25 protein-coding genes are annotated in these 24,901 nt (G+C 60.7%); 9 read left to right on the forward strand and 16 right to left on the reverse strand.

Annotation, left to right across the window (positions count from 1 at the left end; genetic code table 11):
* Nucleotides 1–119 precede the first annotated feature (119 nt).
* Nucleotides 120–1,064, reverse strand: coding sequence for an AEC family transporter (locus EX00_RS03160; protein WP_047454062.1), 945 nt, complete (start codon nucleotides 1,062–1,064; stop codon nucleotides 120–122).
* A 399-nt stretch (nucleotides 1,065–1,463) separates the two neighbouring features.
* On the opposite strand from EX00_RS03160, the gene EX00_RS03165 reads away from it, so the two are divergent.
* A complete protein-coding gene (locus EX00_RS03165; RefSeq protein ID WP_047454065.1) occupies nucleotides 1,464–2,456 on the forward strand; it encodes an adenosine kinase in 993 nt (330 codons plus the stop codon).
* Nucleotides 2,457–2,573: 117 nt separating this feature from the next.
* On the forward strand, nucleotides 2,574–3,038 hold the full coding sequence (locus tag EX00_RS03170) for an SRPBCC family protein (protein WP_202903686.1): 465 nt from the start codon (nucleotides 2,574–2,576) through the stop codon (nucleotides 3,036–3,038).
* Between the two features lie 60 nt (nucleotides 3,039–3,098).
* Here the strand turns inward: EX00_RS03170 and EX00_RS03175 are convergent, their stop codons facing one another.
* Together EX00_RS03175 and EX00_RS03180 are read right to left on the reverse strand one after the other, a co-directional pair.
* The gene (locus EX00_RS03175; RefSeq protein ID WP_047454068.1) at nucleotides 3,099–3,716 is read right to left on the reverse strand and encodes a cadmium resistance transporter; all 618 of its coding nucleotides are present in this window, start codon (nucleotides 3,714–3,716) and stop codon (nucleotides 3,099–3,101) included.
* 81 nt (nucleotides 3,717–3,797) lie between these two features.
* Nucleotides 3,798–4,337 carry an SH3 domain-containing protein gene (locus EX00_RS03180; protein ID WP_047454070.1) on the reverse strand — a complete coding sequence of 180 codons (540 nt, stop codon included), beginning with the start codon at nucleotides 4,335–4,337 and terminating at the stop codon, nucleotides 3,798–3,800.
* Between the two features lie 190 nt (nucleotides 4,338–4,527).
* Here EX00_RS03180 and EX00_RS03185 point away from each other — a divergent pair, with 190 nt between their 5' ends.
* Nucleotides 4,528–5,529, forward strand: a complete 1,002-nt coding sequence (locus EX00_RS03185; protein ID WP_047454072.1) for a 2-hydroxyacid dehydrogenase — start codon at nucleotides 4,528–4,530, stop codon at nucleotides 5,527–5,529.
* Nucleotide 5,530: 1 nt separating this feature from the next.
* Here the strand turns inward: EX00_RS03185 and EX00_RS03190 are convergent, their stop codons facing one another.
* The 6 genes from EX00_RS03190 to EX00_RS03215 all read right to left on the reverse strand — a co-directional run bounded on the left by EX00_RS03190 (nucleotide 5,531) and on the right by EX00_RS03215 (nucleotide 14,086).
* The gene (locus EX00_RS03190) at nucleotides 5,531–6,010 is read right to left on the reverse strand and encodes a GNAT family N-acetyltransferase (protein ID WP_047454073.1); all 480 of its coding nucleotides are present in this window, start codon (nucleotides 6,008–6,010) and stop codon (nucleotides 5,531–5,533) included.
* Nucleotides 6,007–6,777: a molybdopterin-synthase adenylyltransferase MoeB gene (locus tag EX00_RS03195; protein ID WP_047454075.1), complete on the reverse strand. Its 771-nt coding sequence runs from the start codon at nucleotides 6,775–6,777 to the stop codon at nucleotides 6,007–6,009. The genes EX00_RS03190 and EX00_RS03195 overlap by 4 nt, the downstream gene beginning before the upstream one ends.
* A gap of 36 nt (nucleotides 6,778–6,813) precedes the next feature.
* Entirely contained in the window at nucleotides 6,814–7,941 is a 1,128-nt protein-coding gene (recF, locus tag EX00_RS03200) for a DNA replication/repair protein RecF (RefSeq protein WP_047454077.1), read from the reverse strand.
* A 345-nt stretch (nucleotides 7,942–8,286) separates the two neighbouring features.
* A complete protein-coding gene (gene dnaJ, locus EX00_RS03205; protein WP_047454080.1) occupies nucleotides 8,287–9,423 on the reverse strand; it encodes a molecular chaperone DnaJ in 1,137 nt (378 codons plus the stop codon).
* An 83-nt stretch (nucleotides 9,424–9,506) separates the two neighbouring features.
* Nucleotides 9,507–11,423, reverse strand: coding sequence for a molecular chaperone DnaK (gene dnaK / locus EX00_RS03210; protein ID WP_047454082.1), 1,917 nt, complete (start codon nucleotides 11,421–11,423; stop codon nucleotides 9,507–9,509).
* A 293-nt stretch (nucleotides 11,424–11,716) separates the two neighbouring features.
* A complete protein-coding gene (locus EX00_RS03215) occupies nucleotides 11,717–14,086 on the reverse strand; it encodes a transglycosylase domain-containing protein (protein WP_047454084.1) in 2,370 nt (789 codons plus the stop codon).
* A gap of 58 nt (nucleotides 14,087–14,144) precedes the next feature.
* Between EX00_RS03215 and EX00_RS31850 the strand changes: the two genes are divergently transcribed.
* From EX00_RS31850 to EX00_RS03225, 4 genes are all read left to right on the forward strand, one after another.
* Nucleotides 14,145–14,297, forward strand: a complete 153-nt coding sequence (locus tag EX00_RS31850) for a hypothetical protein (RefSeq protein ID WP_210165815.1) — start codon at nucleotides 14,145–14,147, stop codon at nucleotides 14,295–14,297.
* A 148-nt stretch (nucleotides 14,298–14,445) separates the two neighbouring features.
* Nucleotides 14,446–14,634, forward strand: a complete 189-nt coding sequence (locus EX00_RS03220; protein WP_047454087.1) for a hypothetical protein — start codon at nucleotides 14,446–14,448, stop codon at nucleotides 14,632–14,634.
* An 87-nt stretch (nucleotides 14,635–14,721) separates the two neighbouring features.
* Entirely contained in the window at nucleotides 14,722–14,844 is a 123-nt protein-coding gene (locus tag EX00_RS32120) for a hypothetical protein (RefSeq protein ID WP_267884712.1), read from the forward strand.
* A gap of 265 nt (nucleotides 14,845–15,109) precedes the next feature.
* On the forward strand, nucleotides 15,110–15,352 hold the full coding sequence (locus tag EX00_RS03225) for a DUF982 domain-containing protein (RefSeq protein WP_047454089.1): 243 nt from the start codon (nucleotides 15,110–15,112) through the stop codon (nucleotides 15,350–15,352).
* A gap of 215 nt (nucleotides 15,353–15,567) precedes the next feature.
* Here EX00_RS03225 and EX00_RS03230 read toward each other — a convergent pair whose 3' ends face one another.
* The 5 genes from EX00_RS03230 to EX00_RS03250 form a co-directional block, all read right to left on the reverse strand.
* Entirely contained in the window at nucleotides 15,568–16,491 is a 924-nt protein-coding gene (locus EX00_RS03230; RefSeq protein WP_047454136.1) for an SH3 domain-containing protein, read from the reverse strand.
* 712 nt (nucleotides 16,492–17,203) lie between these two features.
* The gene (locus tag EX00_RS03235) at nucleotides 17,204–18,658 is read right to left on the reverse strand and encodes an efflux transporter outer membrane subunit (RefSeq protein WP_047454091.1); all 1,455 of its coding nucleotides are present in this window, start codon (nucleotides 18,656–18,658) and stop codon (nucleotides 17,204–17,206) included.
* Nucleotides 18,659–19,009: 351 nt separating this feature from the next.
* Nucleotides 19,010–19,954 (reverse strand): phosphoribosylaminoimidazolesuccinocarboxamide synthase, encoded by a 945-nt coding sequence (locus EX00_RS03240; RefSeq protein ID WP_047454138.1) that lies wholly within the window; start codon nucleotides 19,952–19,954, stop codon nucleotides 19,010–19,012.
* Between the two features lie 113 nt (nucleotides 19,955–20,067).
* On the reverse strand, nucleotides 20,068–20,748 hold the full coding sequence (locus EX00_RS03245; RefSeq protein WP_047454093.1) for a phosphoribosyltransferase: 681 nt from the start codon (nucleotides 20,746–20,748) through the stop codon (nucleotides 20,068–20,070).
* Nucleotides 20,735–21,571, reverse strand: a complete 837-nt coding sequence (locus tag EX00_RS03250; RefSeq protein WP_047454095.1) for a pseudouridine synthase — start codon at nucleotides 21,569–21,571, stop codon at nucleotides 20,735–20,737. Before EX00_RS03250 ends, EX00_RS03245 begins: the two co-directional genes overlap by 14 nt.
* 344 nt (nucleotides 21,572–21,915) lie before the next feature.
* Between EX00_RS03250 and EX00_RS03255 the strand changes: the two genes are divergently transcribed.
* Nucleotides 21,916–22,635, forward strand: a complete 720-nt coding sequence (locus tag EX00_RS03255; RefSeq protein ID WP_047454097.1) for a response regulator — start codon at nucleotides 21,916–21,918, stop codon at nucleotides 22,633–22,635.
* 3 nt (nucleotides 22,636–22,638) lie between these two features.
* The gene (locus EX00_RS03260; protein WP_047454099.1) at nucleotides 22,639–23,991 is read left to right on the forward strand and encodes an ATP-binding protein; all 1,353 of its coding nucleotides are present in this window, start codon (nucleotides 22,639–22,641) and stop codon (nucleotides 23,989–23,991) included.
* A 60-nt stretch (nucleotides 23,992–24,051) separates the two neighbouring features.
* Here EX00_RS03260 and EX00_RS03265 read toward each other — a convergent pair whose 3' ends face one another.
* Nucleotides 24,052–24,258, reverse strand: a complete 207-nt coding sequence (locus EX00_RS03265) for a hypothetical protein (protein WP_047454101.1) — start codon at nucleotides 24,256–24,258, stop codon at nucleotides 24,052–24,054.
* A gap of 382 nt (nucleotides 24,259–24,640) precedes the next feature.
* A partial coding sequence (locus EX00_RS31855; RefSeq protein WP_210165813.1) for a hypothetical protein occupies nucleotides 24,641–24,901 on the reverse strand: 261 nt, incomplete at its 5' end.

Here is a 24,901-nt window from a genome sequence, read left to right on the forward strand (position 1 = left end):
TCCATCCTTTGCTGCGCTCCATCCTTAGCGGCGGCGATGCGCAAATATATGACCATTTTCCTGCCTGCTTCTCCGAAGGCGGAGATATATCGTCGCAGCATGCAAGCTCGTTGCATGCCCTAGCCGAGCAAATAGGCCCAAAGTGACACCGAGAATGCGCCGAGCGCTGTCGTCAGCGTGATCGTCGATGCGGCGAGACTGTGGCCGACGCCGAAGCGATTGGCAATCAGCCAGGCGTTCACGCCCGTCGGGACCGCGGCCGTGAGTACGAGTGCGGCGCGCCATTCCGGGCTGAGGCCGAGAAGATAGCTTGCCGCAAGCACGCAGGCCGGCAAGAGCACGAGCTTGAAGGTTGCGGTGACGCTGGCAATGCCGAGATTGCCGGAAACCCCGTATTGCTGGAGCGCCATGCCGAGCGAAATCAAGGCCGCCGGGCCGGCGATATTGGCGATGTTGTCGACCACGGTGCCAAGCGTTGACGGCAAGGGAATGCCGATGAGGTGCACGACAAGCCCGCCGAGAAGCCCGATGACCAGCGGATTGCGGATGAGGTTTTTGCCGACCTGTTGCAGGAGTTCGAGCGTGCCGCGGCCGGCGCCGCCGTTTTCCCTGCGTTCAGCCTGCTCCATCAGCAGCGTGCCGGCGATCATCATGGTCGGCAGATGCACGGCAATCAGGATCGACATCGCCATGATGCCGTCAGGCCCCACCGTGCGTCCCACCAGCGGCAGGCCGATGAAAATCGTATTGGCGAAGGCGGAGGACACGCCGGCGAGCACTCCGATGCGCGCATCCCGCCCGAACAGCCGCGTCGCCACCAGATGGCCCGCCGTCCACGTCACCGCAACACCGGCGAAATAGGCGGCCCACAGCCGGAACGGCGAGGCGCCACGAAAATCTGCTTCCGCAATGGTCTGAAACAGCAAAAGCGGCACGGCGATCTTGAAGACGAATTCACTCATCGCCTCTCCGACGCTGGCCGTCAGCACACCGGTGCGCACGATCACCCAGCCGACAAGGATCAGCAGGAAGACCGGGAGAACATCGGAAAAGATTTCGGACATGCTGGGCGAGGGGAATGAATCTGGAGAGTTGATCCCAGAGTTGTAACAGCTTGCCGCATCGTGAAAAGCCGAAAAGCGGGCGGAAACAAAAAAAGCGGGCCAAGCCCGCTTTTCAGCGTCCGGTTCCCGCCGGAGTCCTCCCGGTGCACAAGCCGCCAGTTCATCCGTGGTCGGCGCGCGTACCGGTGAGGCGGAAGGTATCATACCTTCCCAGACTGGCCTTGGATGCCTTGAGAACGTCCCATGCCAGCCGCTTGATAAGCATTTACAGATAGAAAGTGACAGACAAATGACTGAACAGGATTTAGTTGCCTAGCGGAAAGCGGATTCTTCTTCCAAACTTCCAAAAAACCGATAATACCGATTAACGGCTATCACCAATACCGGGGCTCCCTTTTGATGACTCGTTTCGATGTACTGACCGTTGGCAATGCTATCGTCGACATTATCGCGCGCTGCGACGATCAATTTCTGATCGACAACAAGATCACCAAGGCCGCGATGAATCTCATCGATGCCGAGCGTGCCGAACTTCTCTATTCGCGCATGGGTCCGGCGCTCGAAGCTTCCGGCGGCAGCGCCGGCAACACAGCGGCGGGCGTGGCGAATTTCGGCGGCAAGGCCGCCTATTTCGGCAAGGTCGCGGAAGATCAGCTCGGGGAGATCTTCGAGCACGACATCCGCGCCCAGGGCGTGCATTACCAGACCAGGCCGAAGGGCACGTTCCCGCCGACGGCCCGCTCTATGATCTTTGTCACCGAGGACGGCGAGCGCTCGATGAACACCTATCTCGGCGCCTGTGTCGAGCTTGGCCCGGAAGATGTCGAACCCGATGTCGTCGCCGATGCCAAGGTGACCTATTTCGAAGGCTATCTCTGGGATCCGCCCCGCGCCAAGGAAGCAATCCGCGAATGCGCCCGCATCGCCCATGCCCATGGCCGGGAAATGTCGATGACGCTCTCCGACAGTTTCTGCGTCGGCCGCTATCGCGAAGAATTCCTCGATCTGATGCGCTCCGGCACCGTCGACATCGTCTTCGCCAATCATGACGAGGCCCTGTCGCTCTACGAGACCGAGGATTTCGACCGGGCGCTGACGCTGATCGCCGCCGACTGCAAGATCGCGGCCGTTACCACCGGCAAGGATGGGGCCGTCATCGTGCGCGGCAACGAGCGCTATGTCGTCGATGCCCACCCGATCGAGGAGCGCGTCGACACGACCGGCGCCGGCGATCTCTTCGCCGCCGGTTTCCTATTCGGCTATACCCAGGGCCGCAGTCTCGAAGATTGCGGCAGGCTCGGCAACCTCGCCGCGGCGATCGTCATCGAGCAGATCGGCCCTCGGCCAATGAAGTCACTGTCGGAAGCCGCCAAGGAGTTCGGACTTCTCTAAAAGTCCGCTCGCGCTTCCAGTCCAATCGAAACCGCCCGCAACAGATCGTTGCGGGCGGTTTTTTGTCGAGCCATGAGGCGAGTGCGGCCTGTTGACTATTTTCTAAGTTCCCACATCATGGACGAACGCCTCAAAAATGGGTTTCCCATGAAAAGCGATGCCTCTTGGAGCAAGTCTTACAGCTGCGATGTCAATGCTTCGCGGCAGGCAATCTGGCAGGCACTTGCCGACGCCGGCAGATGGAAGCTGTGGAACTCGGGCGTGAAATCAGTCCAGCTGGATGGAAGTTTCGCCACCGGAACCTGGTTTTCGATGGAGCTGCCTGACGGAGACATTATCCGCAGCAAACTTGTCGATGTCAGTGCGCCACAGCGTTTCATCGACGAGACTTTGGTTGGCGAAACGCTGATTCAGGTTGAGCATAGCATCGAAGCCATGGCCAACGATCAATGTCGGGTCATCTATGCCGTCAACTCTCAAGGGCCTGACGCTCAGGTGATTGGGAAAGCGGTGAGCGCGGATTTTCCGGATGTATTGGCACGGTTGGCAAAATACGTCGGCGAAAGAACTGCCGATAGATGAATGTCACCGCAGTCAGCGAGAAGCTGAAGCGAATAATTTCCGATGTTTCCTGGATGCGTGCTACCGGCGCAGCAACTCAATGGTTCCGGCCTCGTGGATAATCAGCATCCCGAGTGCAACGAGCACGAAGGGCACCACTCGGTTTCCATAGCGCCTGTTCGGCGCGCCGATTGTGCGGTGATTGACCAGGTAATGGGCGGAACCGATCCACATGGCCGTCAGGAAAGCGAAGATGACGGCGATCGTCGCAATCTCATATGCGGTGCGCGTTGCGAATATTGGCGTGTAGATGCTGATATTGTCGCCGCCGTTCGCGATCGTCACTAGGGCGACAGCCACGATATTGCCGTGTCCGGCTGATGCCTTCTCATGATTTTCGAGATCGTCGTTAGTGTCGGTGCCTTTCCACAACTCCCATAGTTTTTTCAACCCGATAAAGATCGGCGCCAACCCCAGCAGGCCGATATAGGCGGCGGGAATAACAAGAGAAATGAGGGATGCGAGGAGGCCGACGGCAAAAAGAACGGCGATGCCCAGATATTGGCCGATGACAATCTGCCGGGCACGGAATTTTGGATCCGAAAAAAAACCAAGCAATACGAAGATGTCGTCCACATTCGTCGATACGAACATGACGACGGCGACGCCGAGAATTCCAGGCAAGTATTCCACGGTCACATCTCTTCCAACGCCAGATGCATCATTGCGTCGGAAAGGTCACGCGATCGTGGCTCCCATGGGGCATGAAGGCTGCTTCTACTACTTGAAGGCTTCGCCGGGATAGGCGCCCCAGATCTCGGATTGCGCCACCCAGCCCTCGGTGCCGTCGACGGTCGCAAGGCACCAGTCGCCGGTGCATTCGCGGACGTTCATCATTACGCCCGGCTGGAGCTTGGCAACGACAGTGCCGGATGGCTGCGCGTCGCGGCGCATGTTGACGAACACGGCCTTGCCCTTGCCCTTCATCCACGGGGCCGCAAGCGCCGAGCGCTGGCCGGACAGCAGCGACTGGTTGACCCAGCCCTCGGTGCCGTCTGCGTCACGCACGCGGCGCCAATTGTCGTATTCCTGAATGATCTCGACCGGCAGGCCCTGCTTGAGATAGAGCCATGAGACGGCATAGTCCGCGCTCGGTCCGACGCGCAGGTTGACGCGCTTCGACTTCAGCGTGACGAATCGCGGCAGCGGCAATCCGCTCGGCCCCTTGGCGGCCTGGGCAGCGGCAAGATCGGCGGTTGCGCCGGCCATCATCAGGCCGATCGCGAAAACAGCGCAGGACTTCAGTACTTTGCCACGCATAGGGGTTTCCGTTCGTTCATCATGATCAAGGCGCTGTCAGGCTGCCTATTTGCTCCGACCATCGGCAAATCCTCGGCGCCGCCAGCGAGTTTTGTTTGTCTTCGCCTGCGGGTCTGGTAGAAATGCCCGGAACGGGAAAATTATCCTGCTTCTTGGTTAAAAACATCTGAACAAGGCATCGCCGCTCGCCATGACGACGAAGAAAAAACCGAAGGTCTACGTCACGCGCAAACTGCCCGATGCGGTCGAGACGCGGATGCGCGAACTGTTCGATGCCGAACTCAATATTGACGATGTGCCGCGCACGCAGGCGGAGCTTGCCGAAGCCGTGCGGACGGTTGACGTGCTGGTGCCGACGGTCACCGATCGTATCGACGCCGCGCTGATCGAGGAGGCCGGGCCGCAGATGAAGCTGATCGCCAGCTTTTCCAACGGCACCGACCATATCGATGTCGAAGCCGCCGCCCGCAAGGGCATCACGGTCACCAATACGCCGAACGTGCTGACCGAGGATACGGCGGACATGACCATGGCGCTGATCCTCGCCGTGCCGCGTCGCGTTGCCGAGGGTGCGCGGGTGTTGACGGACAAGCCCGGCGAATGGGCCGGCTGGTCGCCCACCTGGATGCTTGGCCGCCGCATTCATGGCAAGCGCATCGGCATTGTCGGCATGGGCCGTATCGGCACCGCCGTCGCCCGTCGCGCCAAGGCTTTCGGTCTTGCCATCCACTATCACAACCGCAAGCGCGTCAGCGCGGCAACGGAAGATGAGCTGGAGGCGACCTATTGGGACAGCCTCGACCAGATGCTCGCCCGCGTCGATATCGTCTCAGTCAATTGCCCGTCGACTCCGGCTACATTTCATCTGATCTCGGCGCGCCGGCTCGCGCTATTGCAGCCGACCAGCTACATCGTCAATACGGCGCGCGGCGACGTCATCGACGAGACGGCGCTGATCAGAATCCTGCGCGAGGGCAAGATCGCTGGCGCCGGTCTCGACGTTTTCGAGAACGAACCGGCCGTCAATCCCAAGCTGGTGAAGCTTGCCAACGAGGGCAAGGTGGTGCTGCTGCCGCATATGGGTTCGGCTACGCTCGAAAGCCGCATCGACATGGGCGACAAGGTCATCATCAATATCCGCACCTTCATCGATGGGCATCGGCCGCCGAACAGGGTTCTGCCGTTCCGGTGAGCTAAATCAAGACTTTGCGCATCTCGATCGACGTGGTTCGGTCGAATCCCGCATGACGATTCTCGGCGGTTTTCTGGAATCCCCAGCGTGCGAAAGCCGCATGATTGCCGGTCAACTCGATGCGTGTTTCCAGCCGCAGTGCACCAAGCCCACACTGCCGCGCCGTTGTTTCCGCAAGCGCCAGCAGACGCCTGCCGATTCCCTTCCCTTGCTCCGTCGGTAAAACGGCAAGCTTGCCGATATAGAGGCTCTCGGCCTCCAGGCGGCAGAATATACAGCCGGCTAATTGATCGCCATCAAGCGCGATATAGCTGATTTCGCCCTTCGCTTTCTCCTTGAGCGATTGCGGCGTCAGCGACAGAGCGGAGGAAGCCGGGTCGATCAGCCCATTCATATAGGCGAAGGAGGCCAGAATGAGCGCGAGCAGCTCATCCCAGCGGTCGAAGCTGTCATCGAGGCGTTGAACGGTAATATCGTTCATTCGGCGGCGGCCCTGGCGCGCTTGCGGCGGTAGCGGATGGTATCGAAGCGGGCGGCAAGTCCGTCATAGAGCAGCAGCCGGCCGATCAGCGGTTCGCCGGTGCCGGTGATGAGCTTGATCGCTTCCATCGCCATCAATGTGCCGATGACGCCGGTGAGTGCACCGATGATGCCGGTCTCGGCGCAGGCGGGAATGAGGCCCTCGGGCGGCGGCGTCGGAAAGAGGTCGCGATAACCGGGGTTCAAGGCGCCATCCGTGCCGGCCTCGTAGGGCTTCAGCGTCGTCACAGACCCATCGAACCGGCCGACCGCGCCGGTCACCAGCGGCAGGCGAGCCAACTCGGCGGCGTCGGCCGCGGCATAGCGGGTATCGAAATTGTCGGAGCCGTCGACGACGAGGTGAAAGCCGGCGAGGTGTTGCGCGGCAGTCTCCGTCGAAAAACGCTCCTCAAAACGAATCACACGGACATGCGGGTTCAGCCGCGCAATGGCGTCGGCGGCACTCTGCGTCTTCAACTCGCCGATCGCGCCGGTATCGTGGATCACCTGCCGCTGCAGGTTGGAGAGCGAGACGCGGTCGTCATCGGCAATGCCGATGGTGCCGACACCGGCGGCGGCGAGATATTGCAGCACCGGCGCGCCGAGCCCGCCGGCGCCGATGACGAGAACGCGTGCCGCCTTCAATTTCTGCTGGCCCGCGCCGCCCACTTCGGGAAGCAGGATATGGCGCTGATAACGGGCGATTTCGTCTGGGGTCAAAGGGTCCATGGCAAGATGATATCACGCTCCGCGGAAAATTCGCCGCTACGATTTTGCGATGCCGCCATGCGCGACGGTGAAGAATTGCGCCCGCTCGCCAAGTGCCGAGAACATCGCCTTGTCGGTGCCGGTCATGAAGGCCTGGCCGCCGAGCCCGTCGATCAGGTCGAAAAGCGCGGCGCGCCGGCCTTCGTCGAGGTGCGCTGCGATTTCGTCGAGCAACAGGATCGGCGCATGGCCGGTGAGATTGCCGACGAGGCGGGCGTGCGCAAGGATGAGGCCGACCAGCAAGGCTTTCTGCTCGCCCGTCGAGCAGCGCTCCGCCTCCATGTTCTTCTCGCGATGGCGCACCAGGAGATCGCTCCGGTGCGGCCCATCGAGCGTCCGCCCGGCGGCGGCGTCGCGGTATCGTCCCTCGCGGAGCATGGCGGCGTAAGTATCCTCGAGATCGAGGGCGGGGCGGTCGAACTGCCCGTCGAGAAAGCCGGAGAGTTCGAGCGCCGCCGAGGGAAAGGGTGTTGCCTCGCGTGTCTCGGCGATCAATTGGGAGAGAAGCCCGAGCATTTCCTGCCGGGCAAGCGCCATGGCAATGCCGAGGCTTGCCATCTGCTCTTCGATACCGCCGAGCCAGGAGGGATCGAAGCGGTTTTCGGAAAGCAGTTTGTTGCGGCTGCGCATGGCGCGCTCGAAATCGCTGGCGCGGCGGCCATGCGCTGGATCGAGCGACAGCACCAGCCGGTCGAGAAAACGGCGGCGCTCGGAGGAGCCGCCGGTAAACAGCCCGTCCATGGCCGGCGTCAGCCAGAGCACGCGCAGATGGTCGGTGAGTTCGTCGACCGTCTTGGCCGGCGTGCCGTTGATTCGGAGCTTGCGCGCCGTCGTCTCGTCACTCGCGTCGACGCCGGTGCCGATCTCGACAGTGTCCTCCATGCCCTCAAGCTCGGCAAAGATCGAAAACCCGTTCGGCGCGCCGACGCGGACGACATCCGCATAAGCTGCCCGCCGCAGGCCGCGCCCGGGCGAGAGGAGGGAGACCGCCTCCATCAAATTGGTCTTGCCGGCGCCGTTGTCGCCGGTCAGCACCACATGCCGGTCGTCGAGCGTGAGCGCCGCCGCCGCATAATTGCGAAAGTCGGTCAGCTTCAGGCGCGAGATGAAAACCTTGTGCGGCATCGGTCATCCGGATTCGTATCGATGGCCGAGGGGTATGCCGAACCCCGCCCGAGCGCAAGGATTTTGCCGACTGTTCTCAGCGTAGATCGTTCGAAGTGGCATCGGGGCCACCTCGTCCTTCGACGGGCTCAGGATGAGGGTGGAGTGAACCTCGGAATGAAGGCTAAGACGATTCTCGAATAGAGATGAGGTGAAAATGTAGTCGCCGAGCAGCACAAGGATTAGCCCTCATGGTGAGGAGGCCCGCAGGCCGTCTCGAACCACGAGGGCGGATGATTCGATTGCAAACAAAAAAACCGGCCGAATATCGTCGGCCGGTTTATGGAGAACGGCGTGATTCGCCGCCTAATCGCTGAAGGTGTCGAAGAAATCCTTCATCCGGGCAAAGAAGCCGGTTGATTCGGGATTGTTGTCCTTCGAGGAGATCTGTTCGAATTCCTGCAGCAGCTCGCGCTGGCGCTTGGTGAGCTTCTGCGGCGTTTCGATCTGGATCTGGATATAGAGATCGCCGATCTGGCTGGAGCGCAGCACCGGCATGCCCTTGGCCTTGAGGCGGAATTGCTTGCCGACCTGCGTGCCCTCGGGGACGGTGACACGCGATTTAGTGCCGTCGAGCGTCGCGACATCGAAGGTGCCCCCAAGCGCCGCCGTCGTCATCGAGATCGGCACCGCGCAATAAAGATCGGCGCCGTCGCGCTGGAAGAATTCATGCGGCTTGACGGAAAGGAAGATGTAGAGATCGCCCGATGGTCCGCCGCGCAGGCCGGCTTCACCTTCACCCTGCAGGCGGATGCGCGTGCCGTCCTCGATGCCCGAGGGGATATTGACCGAGAGCGAGCGCTCTTCTGTGATGCGGCCCTGGCCATGGCACTTGCCGCAGGGATCGGGGATGATCTGGCCGCGGCCGTGGCAGGTCGGACAGGTGCGTTCGACCGAGAAGAAGCCTTGCGCGGCGCGCACCCGGCCCGAGCCCTGGCAGGTGCCGCAGGTCTTTGGCTGCGTGCCCGGCTTGGCGCCGGAACCGGAGCAGACGTCGCAGGTGATCGAGGTCGGCACGCGGATCTGTGCCGTTTTGCCGGAAAAGGCTTCCTCGAGCGAGATTTCCATGTTGTAGCGAAGATCGGCGCCGCGTTCGCGACCGCCCGAGGAGCGCGCGCGACCGCGTCCGCCGCCCATCATCTCGCCGAAGATATCCTCGAAAATGTCGGAGAAGCCGCCGCCACCGCCGAAGCCACCGCCGCCGCCCATGCCGCCATGCTCGAAGGCAGCGTGGCCGTAACGATCATAGGCCGCGCGCTTGTTCGGGTCCTTGAGCGTTTCGTAGGCTTCGTTGATTTCCTTGAACTTGCGTTCGGAGTCATTGTCATCAGGATTCTTATCCGGATGAAATTGCATTGCCAGCTTGCGAAAAGCGCTCTTGAGCTCCTTTTCGTCTGCTGTCCTGGAGACGCCCAATGTCTCGTAATAGTCCGCTTTTGCCATTAAGGATTAGACCCCGGAAATGGATTTCCGGCTGCCAAAAGGCAGCCGGATCTGAGTTTCCGCAAAACCATCAAGGTTCGCGCTTATGCAGACCGCTTGCGGTCGTCCTCGTCCTTGATTTCCTCGTAGTCGGCATCGACGACGTCGTCCTTGCCGCCTGCGGAGGCATCAGCCGAGGGGGCTTCCGCCTGCTGGGCCTCATAAATGGCCTGGCCAAGCTTCATGGACACTTCCATGAGCGTCTGGGTCTTGGCCTTGATGTCTTCGGCATCCGGCTCGGATGCTTCGGTTGCCGTCTTCAGCGCTGCGATCGCCTCGGAGATCGCGTTGCGATCGGCTTCGGTGACCTTGTCGCCAAAGTCCTTCAGCGACTTCTCGCTGGAGTGAATCAGGCTTTCGGCCTGGTTCTTGGCTTCCACGCCTTCGCGGCGCTTCTTGTCTTCGGCGGCATGCGATTCGGCATCCTTGACCATCTTTTCGATATCGGTGTCGGAGAGACCACCCGAAGCCTGGATGCGGATCTGCTGTTCCTTGCCGGTGCCCTTGTCCTTGGCCGAAACCTGGACGATACCGTTGGCGTCGATATCGAAGGTGACTTCGATCTGCGGTACGCCACGCGGAGACGGCGGCAGGCCGACGAGGTCGAACTGACCGAGCAGCTTGTTGTCGGCAGCCATTTCGCGCTCGCCCTGCGAGACGCGGATGGTCACGGCCGACTGGTTGTCGTCGGCGGTCGAGAAGGTCTGCGACTTCTTCGTCGGGATCGTCGTGTTACGCTCGATCAGACGGGTAAAGACGCCGCCCAGAGTTTCGATGCCGAGAGACAGCGGGGTAACGTCGAGCAGCAGGACGTCCTTGACGTCGCCCTGCAGAACGCCGGCCTGGATGGCGGCGCCGAGAGCGACGACTTCATCCGGATTGACGCCCTTATGCGGCTCCTTGCCGAACAGCTGCTTGACGACTTCCTGAACCTTCGGCATGCGGCTCATGCCGCCGACGAGAACGACTTCGTCGATCTCGGCAGCAGTAACGCCGGCATCCTTGAGGGCGGCCTTGCACGGCGCGATGGTGCGCTGCACGAGGTCGTCGACCAGGCTTTCCAGCTTGGCGCGCGTCAGCTTCAGCGTCAGGTGCTTCGGGCCAGTGGCGTCGGCCGTGATGAAGGGCAGGTTGATTTCGGTCTGCTGTGCGGAAGATAGTTCGATCTTCGCCTTTTCGGCAGCTTCCTTGAGGCGCTGCAGAGCGAGCTTGTCGCCCTTGAGATCGATGCCGTTGTCCTTCTTGAACTCGGCGACGAGATATTCGACGAGACGCATGTCGAAGTCTTCACCGCCAAGGAAGGTATCGCCGTTGGTCGACTTCACTTCGAAGACGCCGTCGCCGATTTCCAGGATCGAGATATCGAAAGTGCCGCCGCCAAGGTCGTAGACGGCGATGGTCTTGCCGTCCTTCTTGTCGAGGCCGTAGGCGAGGGCCGCAGCGGTCGGCTCGTTGATGATGCGCAGGACTTCAAGACCGGCGATCCGGCCGCCATCCTTGGTTGCCTGGCGCTGTGCGTCGTTGAAGTAGGCCGGAACGGTAATAACGGCCTTTTCGACCTTTTCACCGAGATAGGCTTCTGCGGTTTCCTTCATCTTCTGAAGGATCATTGCGGAAACCTGCGCGGGCGAATAGCCCTTGCCGTGGGCTTCGACCCAGGCATCGCCATTGTCGCCGCGAACGATATTGAAAGGAACAAGGTGCTTGTCTTTTTCAACGGTCGGATCTTCGTAGCGGCGGCCGATGAGGCGCTTGACAGCGAAGAGGGTATTGGTGGGGTTGGTGACCGCCTGGCGCTTGGCCGGCTGGCCGACGAGGCGTTCGCCGTCTTCAGTGAAGGCTACCATTGAGGGGGTAGTACGGGCGCCTTCGGCATTCTCGATCACTTTCGCGTCTTTGCCGTCCATGACGGCGACGCAGGAATTTGTCGTTCCAAGGTCGATACCAATTACTTTTGCCATGTCATTCTCTCCTTGAAGCAAGCTATCGGAACCCCTGTCAGGCATTCCATTGACAGCCCCTTACGGGATGGTCTTGAGGATTGCGCAGCCATGACTGCGGTGATGCCGCGTATATAAGTAGCGATTTTACTGACTGCAAGGCGGGAAATCACCCGGAATCCAGCAAAACGAATGGTTTGTCGCTCAAACTCCACAGTGCCGCATTGCGCCTGCGAACCTGGAGAATTAGCGCGACCATCTATCAGATCAGCCTTGCTTCTGCCATGCAAGCGGCAATCACGGGAATCGTGTTGTTATTGTCCCAGGATGACGTCCAGCAGCGACGTACGATGCGGCCTGACCGTTGCCGTCGTCGGACCGGGATCACCGACGTCGGCCGGCGGGATATCGCCGGTATCGTAGGGGGCGGCGCTGTAGGGGTTGTTGTCATTGGCGAGGTTTGCGGGCGGCAGGTCCTCAAGGTCGTCGTTACCAGCGGTTTGATTGCCCTGCTGCGGGATCGGCTGTTGCGCTGGGCGTTGCTGGAGCGTCGGTTGGCCCTGATGCTGCACGGCCTGGCCGCCACTGAGCGTGCCGGAGATAATGCTGCCGATCGTCGTCGGCTGGTCGGTGCCGGGTGCTGTTTGCGCCATCGGCGCGCCGTTGTCGATGATCTGGCCGCCGCCGAAGATCGGGGTCGGAGTCAGGCCCTTATGGGCGGCGATCATGAATTCCTTCCAGGCCTTGGCCGGCAGTCCGCCGCCCGTCACCTTCTTCATGGATTTGCCGTCGTCATTGCCGAACCAGACGCCCGTCGTCAGATGGCTGGTGAAGCCGACAAACAGCGCATCGCGGAAGGATTGCGTCGTGCCGCTCTTGCCGGCGGCCTGCCAGCCGGGGATGCGGGCGGATTTGCCGGTGCCGAAGCTGATGACGCCGGCCATCATCGAATTCATGTTGGTGACGACATCAGGGTTCAGGACCCGTGGCGGATTGTCGAAATTCGCCTGGTAGAGCACCTTACCGGAGACTGTCGTCACCTTGGTGATGACATGCGGCGTCGCCTTGAAGCCGCCATTCATGAAGGAGGCGTAGGCCGAGGTCAGCTCCAGCAGCGACACTTCCGAGGTGCCGAGCGCGATCGAGGCATTGGCCTGTAGATCCGATTCGATGCCAAGCCTGTGGGCGACCTTGACCACCTGATCAGGCCCGACTTCGTTTGCAAGCTGGGCGGCGACCGTATTCAGCGAGTGGGCGATAGCGGTCGCAAGCGTGACGGGACCAGTATATTTCTGCTCGTAGTTCTCCGGCGCCCAATTGCCGATCTTCACCGGCGCATCGTTGCGGATCGAATTCGGCGTCAGGCCCATTTCAAGTGCGGCGGTATAGACGAAGGGCTTGAAGGCCGAGCCTGGCTGGCGTTTGGCGGTGACGGCGCGGTTGAACTGGCTCTGCGCATAGTCCCGGCCGCCGACCAGCGCGCGGATCGCGCCCGTCGCGTCGACGGAAACGAGCGAGGCCTGCGAGGCGCTGAGCTTCTTGCCGTCCTTGGCGAGCACGTCGTTCAATGCCTGTTCGGCCTTTTCCTCCAACGACATGTCTATGGTGGTGTCGACGGTCAAGTCTTCCTTGATATCGCCGCCGATCAGGCCGGGAAGCTGGCCCATGACCATGTCGGCGACATAATTTTCCGCGCCGCTCCAATAGCTCTTGGCCCGCGTCGGCGGCTGTGACATCGCGGTCTTGATGTCGGCCTCGCTGATGAAGCCCTGGTCGCGCATCGCCTGCAACACCAGTTGGGCGCGGGCTTCGGCGGCAGCCGGGTCGCGCGCCGGCGACAGTTTCGACGGCGCCTTGACGAGGCCGGCGAGCATCGCTGCTTCGCCGAGGTTCACGTCGCGGGCCGATTTGTTGAAGTAGCGCCTTGATGCGGCCTCGACTCCATAGGCGTTCGAGCCGAAATAGACGCGGTTCAGATACATCGCCAGGATCTGGTCCTTGGTGAACTTGTGCTCCAGCCAGATGGCGAGCAGCACTTCCTGCACCTTGCGCTCCAGCGTGCGCTCCGGCGACAGGAAGAGGTTCTTGGCAAGCTGCTGCGTCAGCGTCGAGCCGCCCTGGACGGCATGGCCGGTGAGTACGTTCGTCACCACCGCGCGGCCAAGCCCGATCGGATCGAAGCCGAAATGGGAATAGAAACGATGGTCCTCGATGGCGATCAGCGCCTCGGGAATGTAAGGCGACATGTCGCCCAACGCCAAGGCCTCGCCGCCGGTCGTGCCGCGATTGGCGATGATGCTGCCGTCGAGATCGGCGATCTTGACGTTCGGCGGCCGCTCGGGGATAGCCCAGGTGCTGGCGCTCGGCATGCGCGAGCCGTAGTAGACCACCAGCCCGGCAAGCCCGATACCGGCCCAGATGCCGAGCACGATACCCCAATAGATCGCGGAGCGAATGAAGCCGAAGAAGCCGCCGCCGGAGCGCCGTTTTTGCTGCTTGCGCCGGCGGTTGGAGCGGCGTGGTTTGTCGGGTTCCGGTGCGCTGTCGCGCCTGGAGCTCTCACGTCCGGAAGAGCGTCCAGCGCCGGCAATGCGTTCCCCGGCGCTGAAACCATCATCGCTACGTTCCTTACCGCTTGAAAAGGATGGTTCTATCCTCTGGCCTGATCTGCTTTTGCCTGCCATTGCGGACTGGTCGTACCCCTGATGGTTCCATGGATCTATATTTGATGCCGGTGTCGCCATGACCGCGCCGCGCATCCGTTCGGGACGCGGAAAAGACACCGCCAGCGCTTTCTACCGGCACATAAGCTTGAAAATCGATAGTGCTTTTCAAGCTTATGCGCCGCCGGCATTCGCCCACGAAATGGTCGTGAAGACGTCGAAGCCCGAGTGAACTGTAAATGCGGCGATTTAAGGAGGGATTAAGAATCCTTCCGCGGCCGATCATGGCGACGGCATCTGTCCATTCGTGACGGTATCGTGCAAGGAACTTTTCCTCATCTCGGGCATTCTCTCCTCACAAAAACAAGAGGGCGAGCGCAATGAGTTCACATGTTGCGATAGAGGCAGTCGGCGAGACCACGCTGCGGGAAGTCTGGAGCGTGGAGGATTTCGCGCGGCGGTACCGGATCGGCAAGGAGGAGGAAGTCCGGCTGAAAAAACTGTTCGGCGACTTCGCCACCAAGCAGGAATTGCTATCGAACGCACAGCGACAACCCCTGTTTAGCTGAACGGGATTGGTAGGCCGCAGCGGTGTTCATGAGATGTTCATCGCGGGATCGCTACAACGGCAAGGTCTACTGCGGTGGAGGCTTACCATGTGGAAACGCTTTGAACTATGGCTAGTTGATCTGTTGGACCGAGTATTCGGGCTGGAAGAGCTCGCCCGCCGCGCCGGCTTTTCTGCCGATGACGCGAAGCGCATCGCGCGGGAGAAGTAGGTCGGAGCATCCAGGTTTACCCAGGGTTTACGATGTCGCCTTCCCACGAATTTTCACGCCATAAAGCGGTATTTGGCGTGAAATATGACAGGGCCGATCCTCTGCATGCGAACTCGCATTTACCCTCTCAGGATCATTTCGCTTCTATGTGCCGCGCTCGCGATGTTCCATATTTTCGAATGCACTGATTGAGGTTATAGTAATGGCTTGTGGCCGTCTTGCTGGGCGGTCCCAAGTGCTTGATAGCGCGTGAGGAGGAGTATTCATGCGACACATCAAATGGAGCAATCCGATCGAGATCGGCTTCGCTCAAGGCAGCTTCCAGACAGTGACTGGCCCTTCGGAGGCGCTGAATTGCATGGCCAATCTCTGGCCGGATCGACGCGGTCCGTTTTATGTGGCTGCGAGAAGCGTTTGCCGGGCTGCAATCGACGGGCGGAAATCCGCTGAGGAAGCCCGCGAGATATTCATCTCGGCCATGCGCGAAGCGCATTTGAAAACCCATTGAGGCAGCGCGGTGGTTTGACGCCGCCCTGACCGTCAGACTTGCCGGCCGGCGCATGCCGGGCGCATTCGCGTAACCTGTGAGCGCGCGTTTTCTCTGCCAACATCACATGTTTTCCTTTGACCCCGCATTGCGTTGCCGATTGGGCCGCATGTTGAGGCCAATAAAAAAGGCCAGCGACGTGAGTCGCTGGCCTTTGCTGTTTGCCGTCATAACGACTATCGATTGGAGCCTCTCGGGGTCATGCGGCAATCGGCCTGAGACGTCGGGCAGGGAGCGACATTGTCCTGGCTGTACTGCCCCGGCGGGCGGCCACTCGGCCGTTGATTATCCTGCCGTTGCGGCTGCGGCTGCGGTTGCGCTTGGGGCTGTGGTTGCGGTTGTGCCTGCTGCGGCTGGGGTTCTGGACGGCGCTGCTGATTGTCCTGGCGGTTGTCGTCGCGCCGGCGATCCTGCCGGTTGCCGCCCCAACCCTGGTTGTCGTCCTGCTGCCGGTTCCAATCACGGTTGCGATCCCGGCGCTGCTGGCCCCAGTCCTGATTATTGTCCGGCTGGTTGCCCCAATCGCGGTTGCGATCCTGGCGTCGCCGGCTCCAATCCCCGTTGTCGTCCGGCTGGTTGCTCCAGTCGCGGTTCCGGTCCGGGCGGCGATCCCAGTTGCTATCCGAATTGTTATCCCAGCCGGGATTGCGGTCGGGACGCCGATCCCAGCCCGAATCCGGGCGACGGTCACCCCAGCCCGGTCCTCGGCGCCAGCGGTCGCGATCGCGGTAGAAATCGCGGCCGCGGTAATAGCGGCCCCAATAATCATCGAAGTTGAAGGTGATGGTCGGGATGCCGAGAGGACGGTAATATTGCGGGCCGACATAGATGCGGCGCGATTGATAGCTTGCCTGGATGTAGCGGCCGGCGACCCAGCCACGGCCACCGACGAAGGAGACGTCGCACCAGGGCGTTTCATTGAGGCAGCCGTTGATCTCCAGTGGCGCGCCGACGGGAATCATGGTCACCGCCGGATATTGCGTGCTTGGGCCAGATCGCATGTTGACGTTGGCGGTGGCAAAACCCTCCGCGGCTTCAGCAAGCGCCGGTAGCGCAACGAGTGCGGTCAGTGTGATTGCGGCCAGAAGCTTGTGTCTCATGAATGTTCTCCCGTTGCGCGCCGCTGATGTCATGGTTCGACCGGTGCCGCGCTGATTGTAGTTGGCCGCCTGCCGCGCATAGCCGTCAAGAAGCGCCTGATGCGATGACAGGATCCGGCATGCCGTTTCCAGTTTCGATAAGATCAAAGCTGGCGTATTCACGGGATTTTGGAAGATCCAACGCCATTCTTTCAATCTTTTCTGAGGTTTTAAGAGAATTTGCATGAATGCAGCTTGAACGAGTGCGGGCAAAGCCGTCAAAATCTCGGGGGATATTTAAGAAGGTTTTCTTATTATTTCGCGCGGCATCGGGACTTTTATTCTGTCGACCTTGAAATCACCGCATTCCCACCCGATATAGGCTTCAGTCATGCAGTCGATGAATGTGTGGCGCGCTGCAAAGCGAGCCGTTTGCATTCCCTGGACATTGCGAAAGTGACGTTGACCATGTGTTAACCTTTCGCGATCAATCTGGCTACAGTATCCATCTTTCAACTTTGACCACGGATGTACTGGCACTGATGTGAAGATGGATGACGAAAGGCCGGTTAGTTCCGGCCTTTTTTGTTTATTGACTGATGGTGGCGTGCTTTGCGGAAGCGGAGCGCGCCATTTCTATTTTGCCCCTTATGTTCCGGTCAAAGAAAAACCGCCGCGGTTGCCCGCGGCGGTTTCATGGAAAGGTGCGCCCGACGAAGCCGGGCGATACGCTTTAGTTGACAGCCTTCTTGTCGGCGACCTTGACGACCTTGGCCGACTTTGCGGCAACAGGTCCCTTCTCGGCCGGAACATAGCCGGCGCCGATCGCGACATTCAGCGAGATGTAGTCGATGGCGCTCTGCTGGATAGCCGTTGCAAGGCTTTCCTGCGCGGTCGAAACGTTGCGCTGTGCATCGAGAACGTCGAGCAGCGAGGAGGCGCCGTCCTTATAGCTTGCCGTCGAGAGCGAGAGGGCTTCCTGATAGGACTTCACCTGCGCACGCAGCGCCGAGACGGTCTGGGCATCGCGGCTGACGGCCGACAGTGCGTTTTCGACGTCTTCGACAGCCGACCGTACCGTCTGCTGCCAGACGACATATTGTTCGCGGCTCGACGATTCGGCGGTCTTGACGTTGGCGCGGAGCGCGCCGCCGTCAAAGATCGGCAGCGTCAAGGTCGGGCCGAACGACCAGGTCGTCAGGCTGCCGCTTCTCGACGACGTGTGGATGTAGGACGGCGAGATGGCGCCGCTGAGGGTGATCGTCGGGAAGAGCTGTGCTTCCGCAACACCGATCTGTGCGGTCGCGGCGGCGAGTGTGCGTTCGGCGGCGCGGATGTCAGGCCGGTTGCGGATCAGGTCCGCGGGAACACCCGAATTGACGCGACCGCGGAACACCGGCTGCCTGCCGCCGCCCTGCAGCTGGGCACTAATGGTTGCCGACGGCACGTTGAGCAGCGTTGCGATGTGATGCACCTGCTGGCGATAGCTGATTTCGAGGCCCGGAATAGTCGACAGTGTCGAGTTGACGAGGCCCTCGGCCTGGACAACGTCGAGTCGGGAGGCTGCGCCGGCTTCGAGCTGGAATTTCGTCAGCGCGAGCGTATCGCGGCGGGACTTCAGGTTGTCCTGCGCGATCGAGATGCGAGCCTGATAATAGCGGGCGTTGACGTAGCTGCCGGCCAGATCGTTCAGGTAGGTCAGGCGTGCGGTGTCGACGTTGGAGTAGGCCGCATCGAGCGATGCGATGGCACCTTCCCGGGCGCGACGATACTGACCCCAGAGGTCGAGCAGCCACGAGGCTGAAGCTCCGCCACTGGTGGAGTTTTGCGTTTCCACCTGCGTACGCAGGCTGCCCTTCTGGCCGTTGGTCGTATGGTCGCCGGAAGCCGTCAGGCTTGGCAATCCGCCGGCACCGGCGGTAACGACCGCGGCCTGCGCCTGATTGATACGTTCCAGCGCCTGCTGAATGGTAAGGTTTTCGGCAAGTCCCTGTTCGGCAAACGCCGTCAGTTTTGAGTCACCGAAGGCGGTCCACCATTTGGAGCCGGCCAGATCGCCATTGATCTTCGTACCGCCCTCCGAGAACTTGGCCGGGAGAGGCATTTCCGGTGGCTTATGATCGGGGCCGCTGACGCAACCTGCTAGAAGAAGAAGCAGGGCGGGGGCGGCAGTACGAATGGATACCATCACATTATCCCACAATTCAATTTACATGATCATTATCTAAACGGGGTCAGCAAGACCCCATATCTTTCGGCGCTTCTGCCTACGCAATACAACAAACGGTTCGAAGCAGTCGGCGCCAATCTAGCAACGAGTTTCGCAATAGCACAGTGCCTTTTGCCATTTCTCGTCGGCGAACATATGTGGGATCGTGACAAATATCAGGCTTTTGGTAAAAAAATTTTAAAGTGTTGCAAAAAGCATACCCTACCCACTACCATCTATGGTGGTTTAAGTCCTGAAGATAGGCGCAATATGCAACTACAGGAATGCTATTCCGCCCGAGATACGGCCGGAACGACCATTCGCAGTCTCTCATGGGAAATAGCGCTCAAGGCTTGCGTGAACCCGGTCGCGCGGTGTTGCACCGCGGTCGTCGGGGACGAAAGGTGTGCCTGTGATCGCTTCGTAAGCGCGAATATACACTTTCGAGGTCTGCTCGACGAGGTCGAGCGGGATCTCCGGGATCTCGTCCTTATAGGGATCGCAGCGTTCGGCCACCCAGGCGCGGACGAAATCCTTGTCGAAACTTGCAGGGCGCGCGCCTTTGTCGAAGCTGTCCTGGTAACCGTCGGCCAACCAGTAACGGCTGCTGTCCGGCGTATGGATTTCGTCGGCGAGGATGATGGTGCCGTTTTCATCGGTGCCGAATTCATATTTGGTGTCGACGAGGATCAGTCCCCGCTTGCTGGCGATCTCCTGGCCGCGCGCAAACAAGGCCAGCGCGTAATCCGATAGCGTCTGCCACTGCTCGCTTGTCAAAAGCCCGCCGTCGACGATCTGCGCCGGCGTCAGCGGTTCGTCATGGCCGCCGTCGAATTCCTTGCTGGTTGGCGTGATGATCGGCTCCGGCAGGATCTGGTTGTCGCGCATGCCGTCCGGCAGTGTAATGCCGTACATCTCGCGCTGACCCTTCTTATAGAGTGTCAGGATCGACGTGCCGGTGGTGCCGGCCAGATAGCCGCGCACGACGACTTCCACCGGCAGGATATCGAGCCGCTTGCCGACAACGACGTTCGGATCGGGATAGGCGATGACATGGTTCGGGCAGATATCCTTGGTCGCCTCGAACCAGTAGCGCGCCGTCTGTGTCAGCACCTGGCCCTTATAGGGAATGCAGGTGAGGATGCGATCGAAGGCGCTCAGCCGGTCGGTGCTGATGATGATGCGGCTGCCGTCCGGCAGGTCGTAGTTCTCGCGCACCTTGCCGCGGTAATAATTGGGCAGTTCCGGAAAATGGGCTTCGGAGAGAATTCGCAAGACGTCCACCAGCAGGCTCGTGCATCCGCCCTGCGGACGCTTCATGACTGGACCCTTAATTTGTGCTTCGCCGATGTCAAGTAAAGCGCGGCCTCAAATCCGGACCCAGCCGATCAAGGCCGGCGCCAGCCATCGTTCTCGGTCCTGTCGAGGATCGGTGTCGAAAACACGCCGACGATCCGCCCGCTCCATGGCTTGCCTGTCGCATCGACCCGCTCTCGCCAGCGCTCGGATTGCAGCATGGCCGCGCCGATGACCACGGGTTCGATGGCGCATGCGTTCAAAAGCATGAGGCCCGAGACGATCGAGGCGCCGCTGGAGATGACGTCATCGATCAGCGCCACCCGCTTCCCCTCAAGCAGCGGCAGCATGCGCGGGTCTATATAGAGACGTTTTTCCTGGTTCGGGGTGGTGATCGAGGAGAGGGAGACCGACAGCTCCTCGCGATACCAGAACTTGCGCGAAGTGCCGAGCGGCACATAACGCTCGTGGCCAAGCGCCCGGGCAACCGCGCTTGCCAATGTCAGGCCGAGCGTCGGCAGACCGGCGATGACATCGATATCATAGGATGCGATACGCTCGGCCAGCGCTTGCGCCAGCGCCTCCTGCACGGAAAAACCTGCCTGGTTGATGATCAGCGACGCCAATGCATGCTCGCCGTCGGCGAGCCTGCGGATCGGCAGGCGCAATTGCCGCCCGTCGGGCAGTTCCGCCACGTAGACATCGCGGAATTCGCCCGATGTCGGAAAGCTTTGCGGCGGATGAAGCTCCTGCCAGAAATCATGGGGCTGCATTGCGTCCCGCCTTCATTCCGTTTCGTCCGGTCTTTTCCATGCCGGCGCGCCGGCGAAGCTCGAGAACCTCCGCCTCCGTCAGAGGTCTCACCGCGCCTTTGGCGAGATCGCCGAGCGCGATGTCGCCAAAGGAGACGCGCACCAGCCGCAGGCACTCGACGCCGAGCACCTCCAGCATACGGCGGATCTGCCGGTTGCGGCCCTCCTTGAGCTCGACCTCGATCCAGCCGTTGCGATCGCCGCTGCGCAAGAGGCGAGCGGCACTCGCGGTCAGAAGCTCGCCGTTATCGACGATCCCGCGCTCCATGCGCTCCAGCAGCTCCTGCTCCATGATCGTATTGACCTGGACATGATAGATCTTGCCGACATGGCTGATCGGATCGAGCAGCGCCTGCGCCAGCACGGTGTCGTTGGTAAAGAGAAGCAGCCCTTCGCTTGCCTTGTCCAGCCGCCCGACGGGCGCCAGATGCCGGGCGTCGATATCCCGGAGGCAGTCATAGACCGTTGGCCGCCCCTCGGGATCGTCGCGCGTCGTCACCAGCCCGCGCGGCTTGTTCAGCATGAAATAGAGCTTCTTCTCCGCGAATATCGCCTCGCCATCGACGGCGATTTGCGCGCGGTCGAGATCGATCCAGGCGGTGGGATCGGTGATCTCCCGGCTGTCGACCGTCACGCGGCCGGCCGCAATCAGTGCTTCCGCCTGCGTGCGTGAACAATAGCCGAGCTTCGACAGTGCCCGCGGCAAGGTCACGCGTTTGCCGTCGTTTTCCTGCCGGCCCTTTGCCGGTTTGCCCGATCTTTGCGGAGAATGCCTTTGGCTCACCCCTTGCCTCGTCCTTGTCCTGCCATGATCGGGCGCATCGGCCCGACGATGACAATCCTTTCGCATGAGGATAGCCCCGACGCAAATCCCGCAACGGGGAAATGTGTCAAGACAAGCAGGGCTCGCGCCTTGTCGACACGAGCCCTGTCGGAGAGCCGGAGCGGCGATGGGGTCGGGTAGGGCGACGTCGGGGTCGGTGTCGCCCCCTCGCTCCGGAGGGACGCCGATAAACCTGCTTGGTGTCTGTTTCCGGAGTTTTTCAGAAAGGCGGAAATTTGTTACAGTTTGTAACGCCGGTCGTTTCCCTGTTGTCAAAGACGCCCTTTGCCTCGCATGGATGGACCATGGTTTCCGCATCGCTGCTTCTGGTCGAGGACGACCGCGAAATAAGAGCACTTCTCGAGGAGTTCCTCAGTCGCGAGGATTTTTCCGTCGAGGCGGTCGAAAGTGCCGCCGCCATGGATCGTGCGCTGGCCAGGGGATTTCCCGATCTCATCATTCTCGACCTGATGCTGCCGGGCGAGGACGGCCTGTCCGCTTGCCGCCGTATTCGGGCGCGCAGCCGCGTGCCGATCCTGATGCTGACGGCGAAGTCCGAGGATATCGACCGCATTCTCGGCCTGGAGATGGGCGCCGACGATTATCTCGGCAAGCCCTTCAATCCGCGCGAGCTCCTGGCGCGCATCCGCGCCATCCTGCGTCGGTCCGGACCGGAGCGCCCGGAGGAGGTGGTCGGTTCGCGGCGGCGCAAGAGTTTCGCCGGCCTGATCGTCGATCTCGACGGCAGGGCGATCGAGATAGAAGGTGAGGGCCCGCTACGCCTGACGACCGCCGAGTTCGACCTGCTCGTCTGCTTTCTCGAACGACCGCGCCGGGTGCTGTCGCGCGACCAGTTGCTCGACTGGACGCGTGGGCGTGGCGCCGACCCGTTCGATCGCACCATCGACGTGACCGTCTCGCGGCTGCGTACCAAGCTGGCGCAATATCTGCCTGATGGCGCGCAGGTGATCACCACGGTGCGCAATGCCGGCTACCTGTTGACCGCTGAAGTGAGGGATGTCTGAGCCATGCTGAAACTCGGTCTCGTTTCCCGCATCATCATGATCGTCGCCGTGGCGCTGTTCATCATCCAGCTGGCTGCCCTCGTTGCCGCCAGTTTCAAACCGGACTCGCCGCTCAGCCACCAGCTATCGCGGGCGACGCAGATCATGTCGGCGGTGCGCCTTCTTGATGTCACCCCGCCCGAGGCGCGGGAGCAAGCCGTACTCGCTCTGAATGCGATCGGTCTGGATCTGCGTCTGGTCGACGGCGTGCCGCCCACGAAAAACGAGGACGCGGCCGACCCGACCCTTGGTCGTAAACTGGCTCGCGAACTTGCCGGCATCGCGCTTGGCGACCGCTACTTCAGCCTGCGCTCGCTCCCCGAACGGCCGCAGGGCTGGTTTTCGGTCGGCGCTCCCGACCGGAAGATCGAAGTGTCGATCGGCATTGCCGGGGATAAGGTTGCCGTCTTCAGCCTGGCCGATACACCGACCGTGCGACTGCGCGGTGTCCCCGTGGGCTTTATTGCCGGCCTTCTCGGTGTGCTGGTGGCGGTGATTGCCATTGCCGCCGTGGCGCGAGAAACCCGGCCGCTGACGCGATTGTCGCGGACCGTCAACTCCATCGGCAAGGGCCTGCAGCCGATCAATATTCCCGAGCGGGGCGCCTGCGAACTGCGCCTGCTGATCCGCGCCATCAACGGCATGCAATTGCGCATCGCCGCTTTGGTCAACAACCGTACTCTGATCCTCGGCGCGATTTCCCATGATCTCAGGACCTATCTCACCCGTTTCCGTCTGCGCATGGAGCTGATGCCGGATACGCCGCATCGCGAGCGGGCAATCGCCGATGTCGAGGCCATGCAGCGCCTTGTCGAGGAGGCACTTGGTTTCGCCCGCAGCACCGTCGTGTCCGCGGGAAAGAATATCACCGATCTTGACGGTACCGTTCGTGCTCTCGTCGCCGAGCGTCAGGATGCGCTGGGTCTCGTCTCGTTTTCACCGCTGGGACGGGAACTGGAGGTGATCATACCCCAGACGGCGCTGGCGAGAGTGGTGGACAATCTGATTGACAATGCGCTGCGCTATGGCGCTTGCGCTGATGTCAGTATTGAACGTCGTGGTGATCATGCCGCCATCATCATTGGTGATCGCGGGCCGGGGATTCCGATGGAGCGGCGCAAGGATGTGCTCGAGCCCTTCATCCGGCTGGAGGAATCGCGCAACCGCGATCTCGGTGGAAGCGGCCTCGGATTGACCATCGTCCGGCAGATCCTTGATACACATAATGGCGCGCTGTGCCTGGAGGATCGCAACGGCGGCGGGCTTGACGCCATTATATTGCTGCCGCTTGCGATGAGCCAAAGGGTTGCCGCGTGAAACAGCGCGCAACAAGAAGGTCGCGCTGATACGCGACTTAGGCCATCGATGCGTGAGCGCTCAATGGCAGGTCAGGAAACGCTCCAACTCCCGACGGCTGACGACGACGCCTGCGGCGGCTTTTCGCGGATCCGGATGGGTAAAGGTGAAGCTCGGCAGGTCGGGCAGTTCCAATGCCTGACGCATGTTCATGATACCGAGCGCCTTCCGTCCGGCGGCGCTGTCGACACTGACTTCGACGATGCTCTTTGAGCTTGTTGTATCCATGGTGTCCTCCCACTCTATTTATATAACAGAAATTCCTTATGGAATACCGGTTTTTTACCAGGCCTTGCAGTGGTCAGGTCATCAAACGCGCCCCGGCAAGCATAGGGGTTGATTGCCATGATTGGGCGGCGTGAAGAAGACGCGCAGCTATTCCAAAGGCTGCGAACGGTCCTTTCGCTGTTTCAAATCGAAAATTTTGACCAACTGGACAAGATTTTTCGCGGCATCGGCCGGGGCAGGCGGTCAGTCTCTTTACAGATCGACAAATCCCCTAATAAAATCAATACGTTATAAAAATGTCAGAATTTTTACAACGGCAGTGTTGACTTGGTTCTGGGGGTGGGTTTATAAGCCCACTCACTGAACGAGGGCGGCGGCGCTGCTAGCGACGAAGTCTTTCGCTCTGGTGTTTCCTAAAGAATTGGCTGCGATGCTGATTGGAGGTTCTGGGTTTACCTGGGGTCGATGGGAAAAGGTTTTGACTGGTTTTACTGGTCTGTTCTTTGACAATTGAAGATGAGAAGAAAGAGAAACGTGGGCGGCGGAGCTTGCGGGACAGGTAGCGATACTTGTCCTTTGAATAGACTTCGACGGTCACGTTTTGAACAAGAGAATACACTCTGTTTCTTTGGCTCATAAGTTT

It is taken from the genome of Martinezella rhizogenes (assembly GCF_000799715.1).
GTDB lineage: Bacteria > Pseudomonadota > Alphaproteobacteria > Rhizobiales > Rhizobiaceae > Rhizobium > Rhizobium rhizogenes_C.

What these genes read in the sequence shown, in the direction of transcription:
- EX00_RS03160 (WP_047454062.1), bottom strand. Translation starts at nt 1,064, where the DNA reads ATGTCCGAAATCTTTTCCGATGTTCTCCCGGTCTTCCTGCTGATCCTT.
- EX00_RS03165 (WP_047454065.1), top strand. Translation starts at nt 1,464, where the DNA reads ATGACTCGTTTCGATGTACTGACCGTTGGCAATGCTATCGTCGACATT.
- EX00_RS03170 (WP_202903686.1), top strand. Translation starts at nt 2,574, where the DNA reads ATGGACGAACGCCTCAAAAATGGGTTTCCCATGAAAAGCGATGCCTCT.
- EX00_RS03180 (WP_047454070.1), bottom strand. Translation starts at nt 4,337, where the DNA reads ATGCGTGGCAAAGTACTGAAGTCCTGCGCTGTTTTCGCGATCGGCCTG.
- EX00_RS03185 (WP_047454072.1), top strand. Translation starts at nt 4,528, where the DNA reads ATGACGACGAAGAAAAAACCGAAGGTCTACGTCACGCGCAAACTGCCC.
- EX00_RS03190 (WP_047454073.1), bottom strand. Translation starts at nt 6,010, where the DNA reads ATGAACGATATTACCGTTCAACGCCTCGATGACAGCTTCGACCGCTGG.
- EX00_RS03195 (WP_047454075.1), bottom strand. Translation starts at nt 6,777, where the DNA reads ATGGACCCTTTGACCCCAGACGAAATCGCCCGTTATCAGCGCCATATC.
- recF (WP_047454077.1), bottom strand. Translation starts at nt 7,941, where the DNA reads ATGCCGCACAAGGTTTTCATCTCGCGCCTGAAGCTGACCGACTTTCGC.
- dnaJ (WP_047454080.1), bottom strand. Translation starts at nt 9,423, where the DNA reads ATGGCAAAAGCGGACTATTACGAGACATTGGGCGTCTCCAGGACAGCA.
- dnaK (WP_047454082.1), bottom strand. Translation starts at nt 11,423, where the DNA reads ATGGCAAAAGTAATTGGTATCGACCTTGGAACGACAAATTCCTGCGTC.
- EX00_RS03215 (WP_047454084.1), bottom strand. Translation starts at nt 14,086, where the DNA reads ATGGCAGGCAAAAGCAGATCAGGCCAGAGGATAGAACCATCCTTTTCA.
- EX00_RS31850 (WP_210165815.1), top strand. Translation starts at nt 14,145, where the DNA reads ATGACCGCGCCGCGCATCCGTTCGGGACGCGGAAAAGACACCGCCAGC.
- EX00_RS03220 (WP_047454087.1), top strand. Translation starts at nt 14,446, where the DNA reads ATGAGTTCACATGTTGCGATAGAGGCAGTCGGCGAGACCACGCTGCGG.
- EX00_RS32120 (WP_267884712.1), top strand. Translation starts at nt 14,722, where the DNA reads ATGTGGAAACGCTTTGAACTATGGCTAGTTGATCTGTTGGACCGAGTA.
- EX00_RS03225 (WP_047454089.1), top strand. Translation starts at nt 15,110, where the DNA reads ATGCGACACATCAAATGGAGCAATCCGATCGAGATCGGCTTCGCTCAA.
- EX00_RS03230 (WP_047454136.1), bottom strand. Translation starts at nt 16,491, where the DNA reads ATGAGACACAAGCTTCTGGCCGCAATCACACTGACCGCACTCGTTGCG.
- EX00_RS03235 (WP_047454091.1), bottom strand. Translation starts at nt 18,658, where the DNA reads ATGGTATCCATTCGTACTGCCGCCCCCGCCCTGCTTCTTCTTCTAGCA.
- EX00_RS03245 (WP_047454093.1), bottom strand. Translation starts at nt 20,748, where the DNA reads ATGCAGCCCCATGATTTCTGGCAGGAGCTTCATCCGCCGCAAAGCTTT.
- EX00_RS03255 (WP_047454097.1), top strand. Translation starts at nt 21,916, where the DNA reads ATGGTTTCCGCATCGCTGCTTCTGGTCGAGGACGACCGCGAAATAAGA.
- EX00_RS03260 (WP_047454099.1), top strand. Translation starts at nt 22,639, where the DNA reads ATGCTGAAACTCGGTCTCGTTTCCCGCATCATCATGATCGTCGCCGTG.
- EX00_RS03265 (WP_047454101.1), bottom strand. Translation starts at nt 24,258, where the DNA reads ATGGATACAACAAGCTCAAAGAGCATCGTCGAAGTCAGTGTCGACAGC.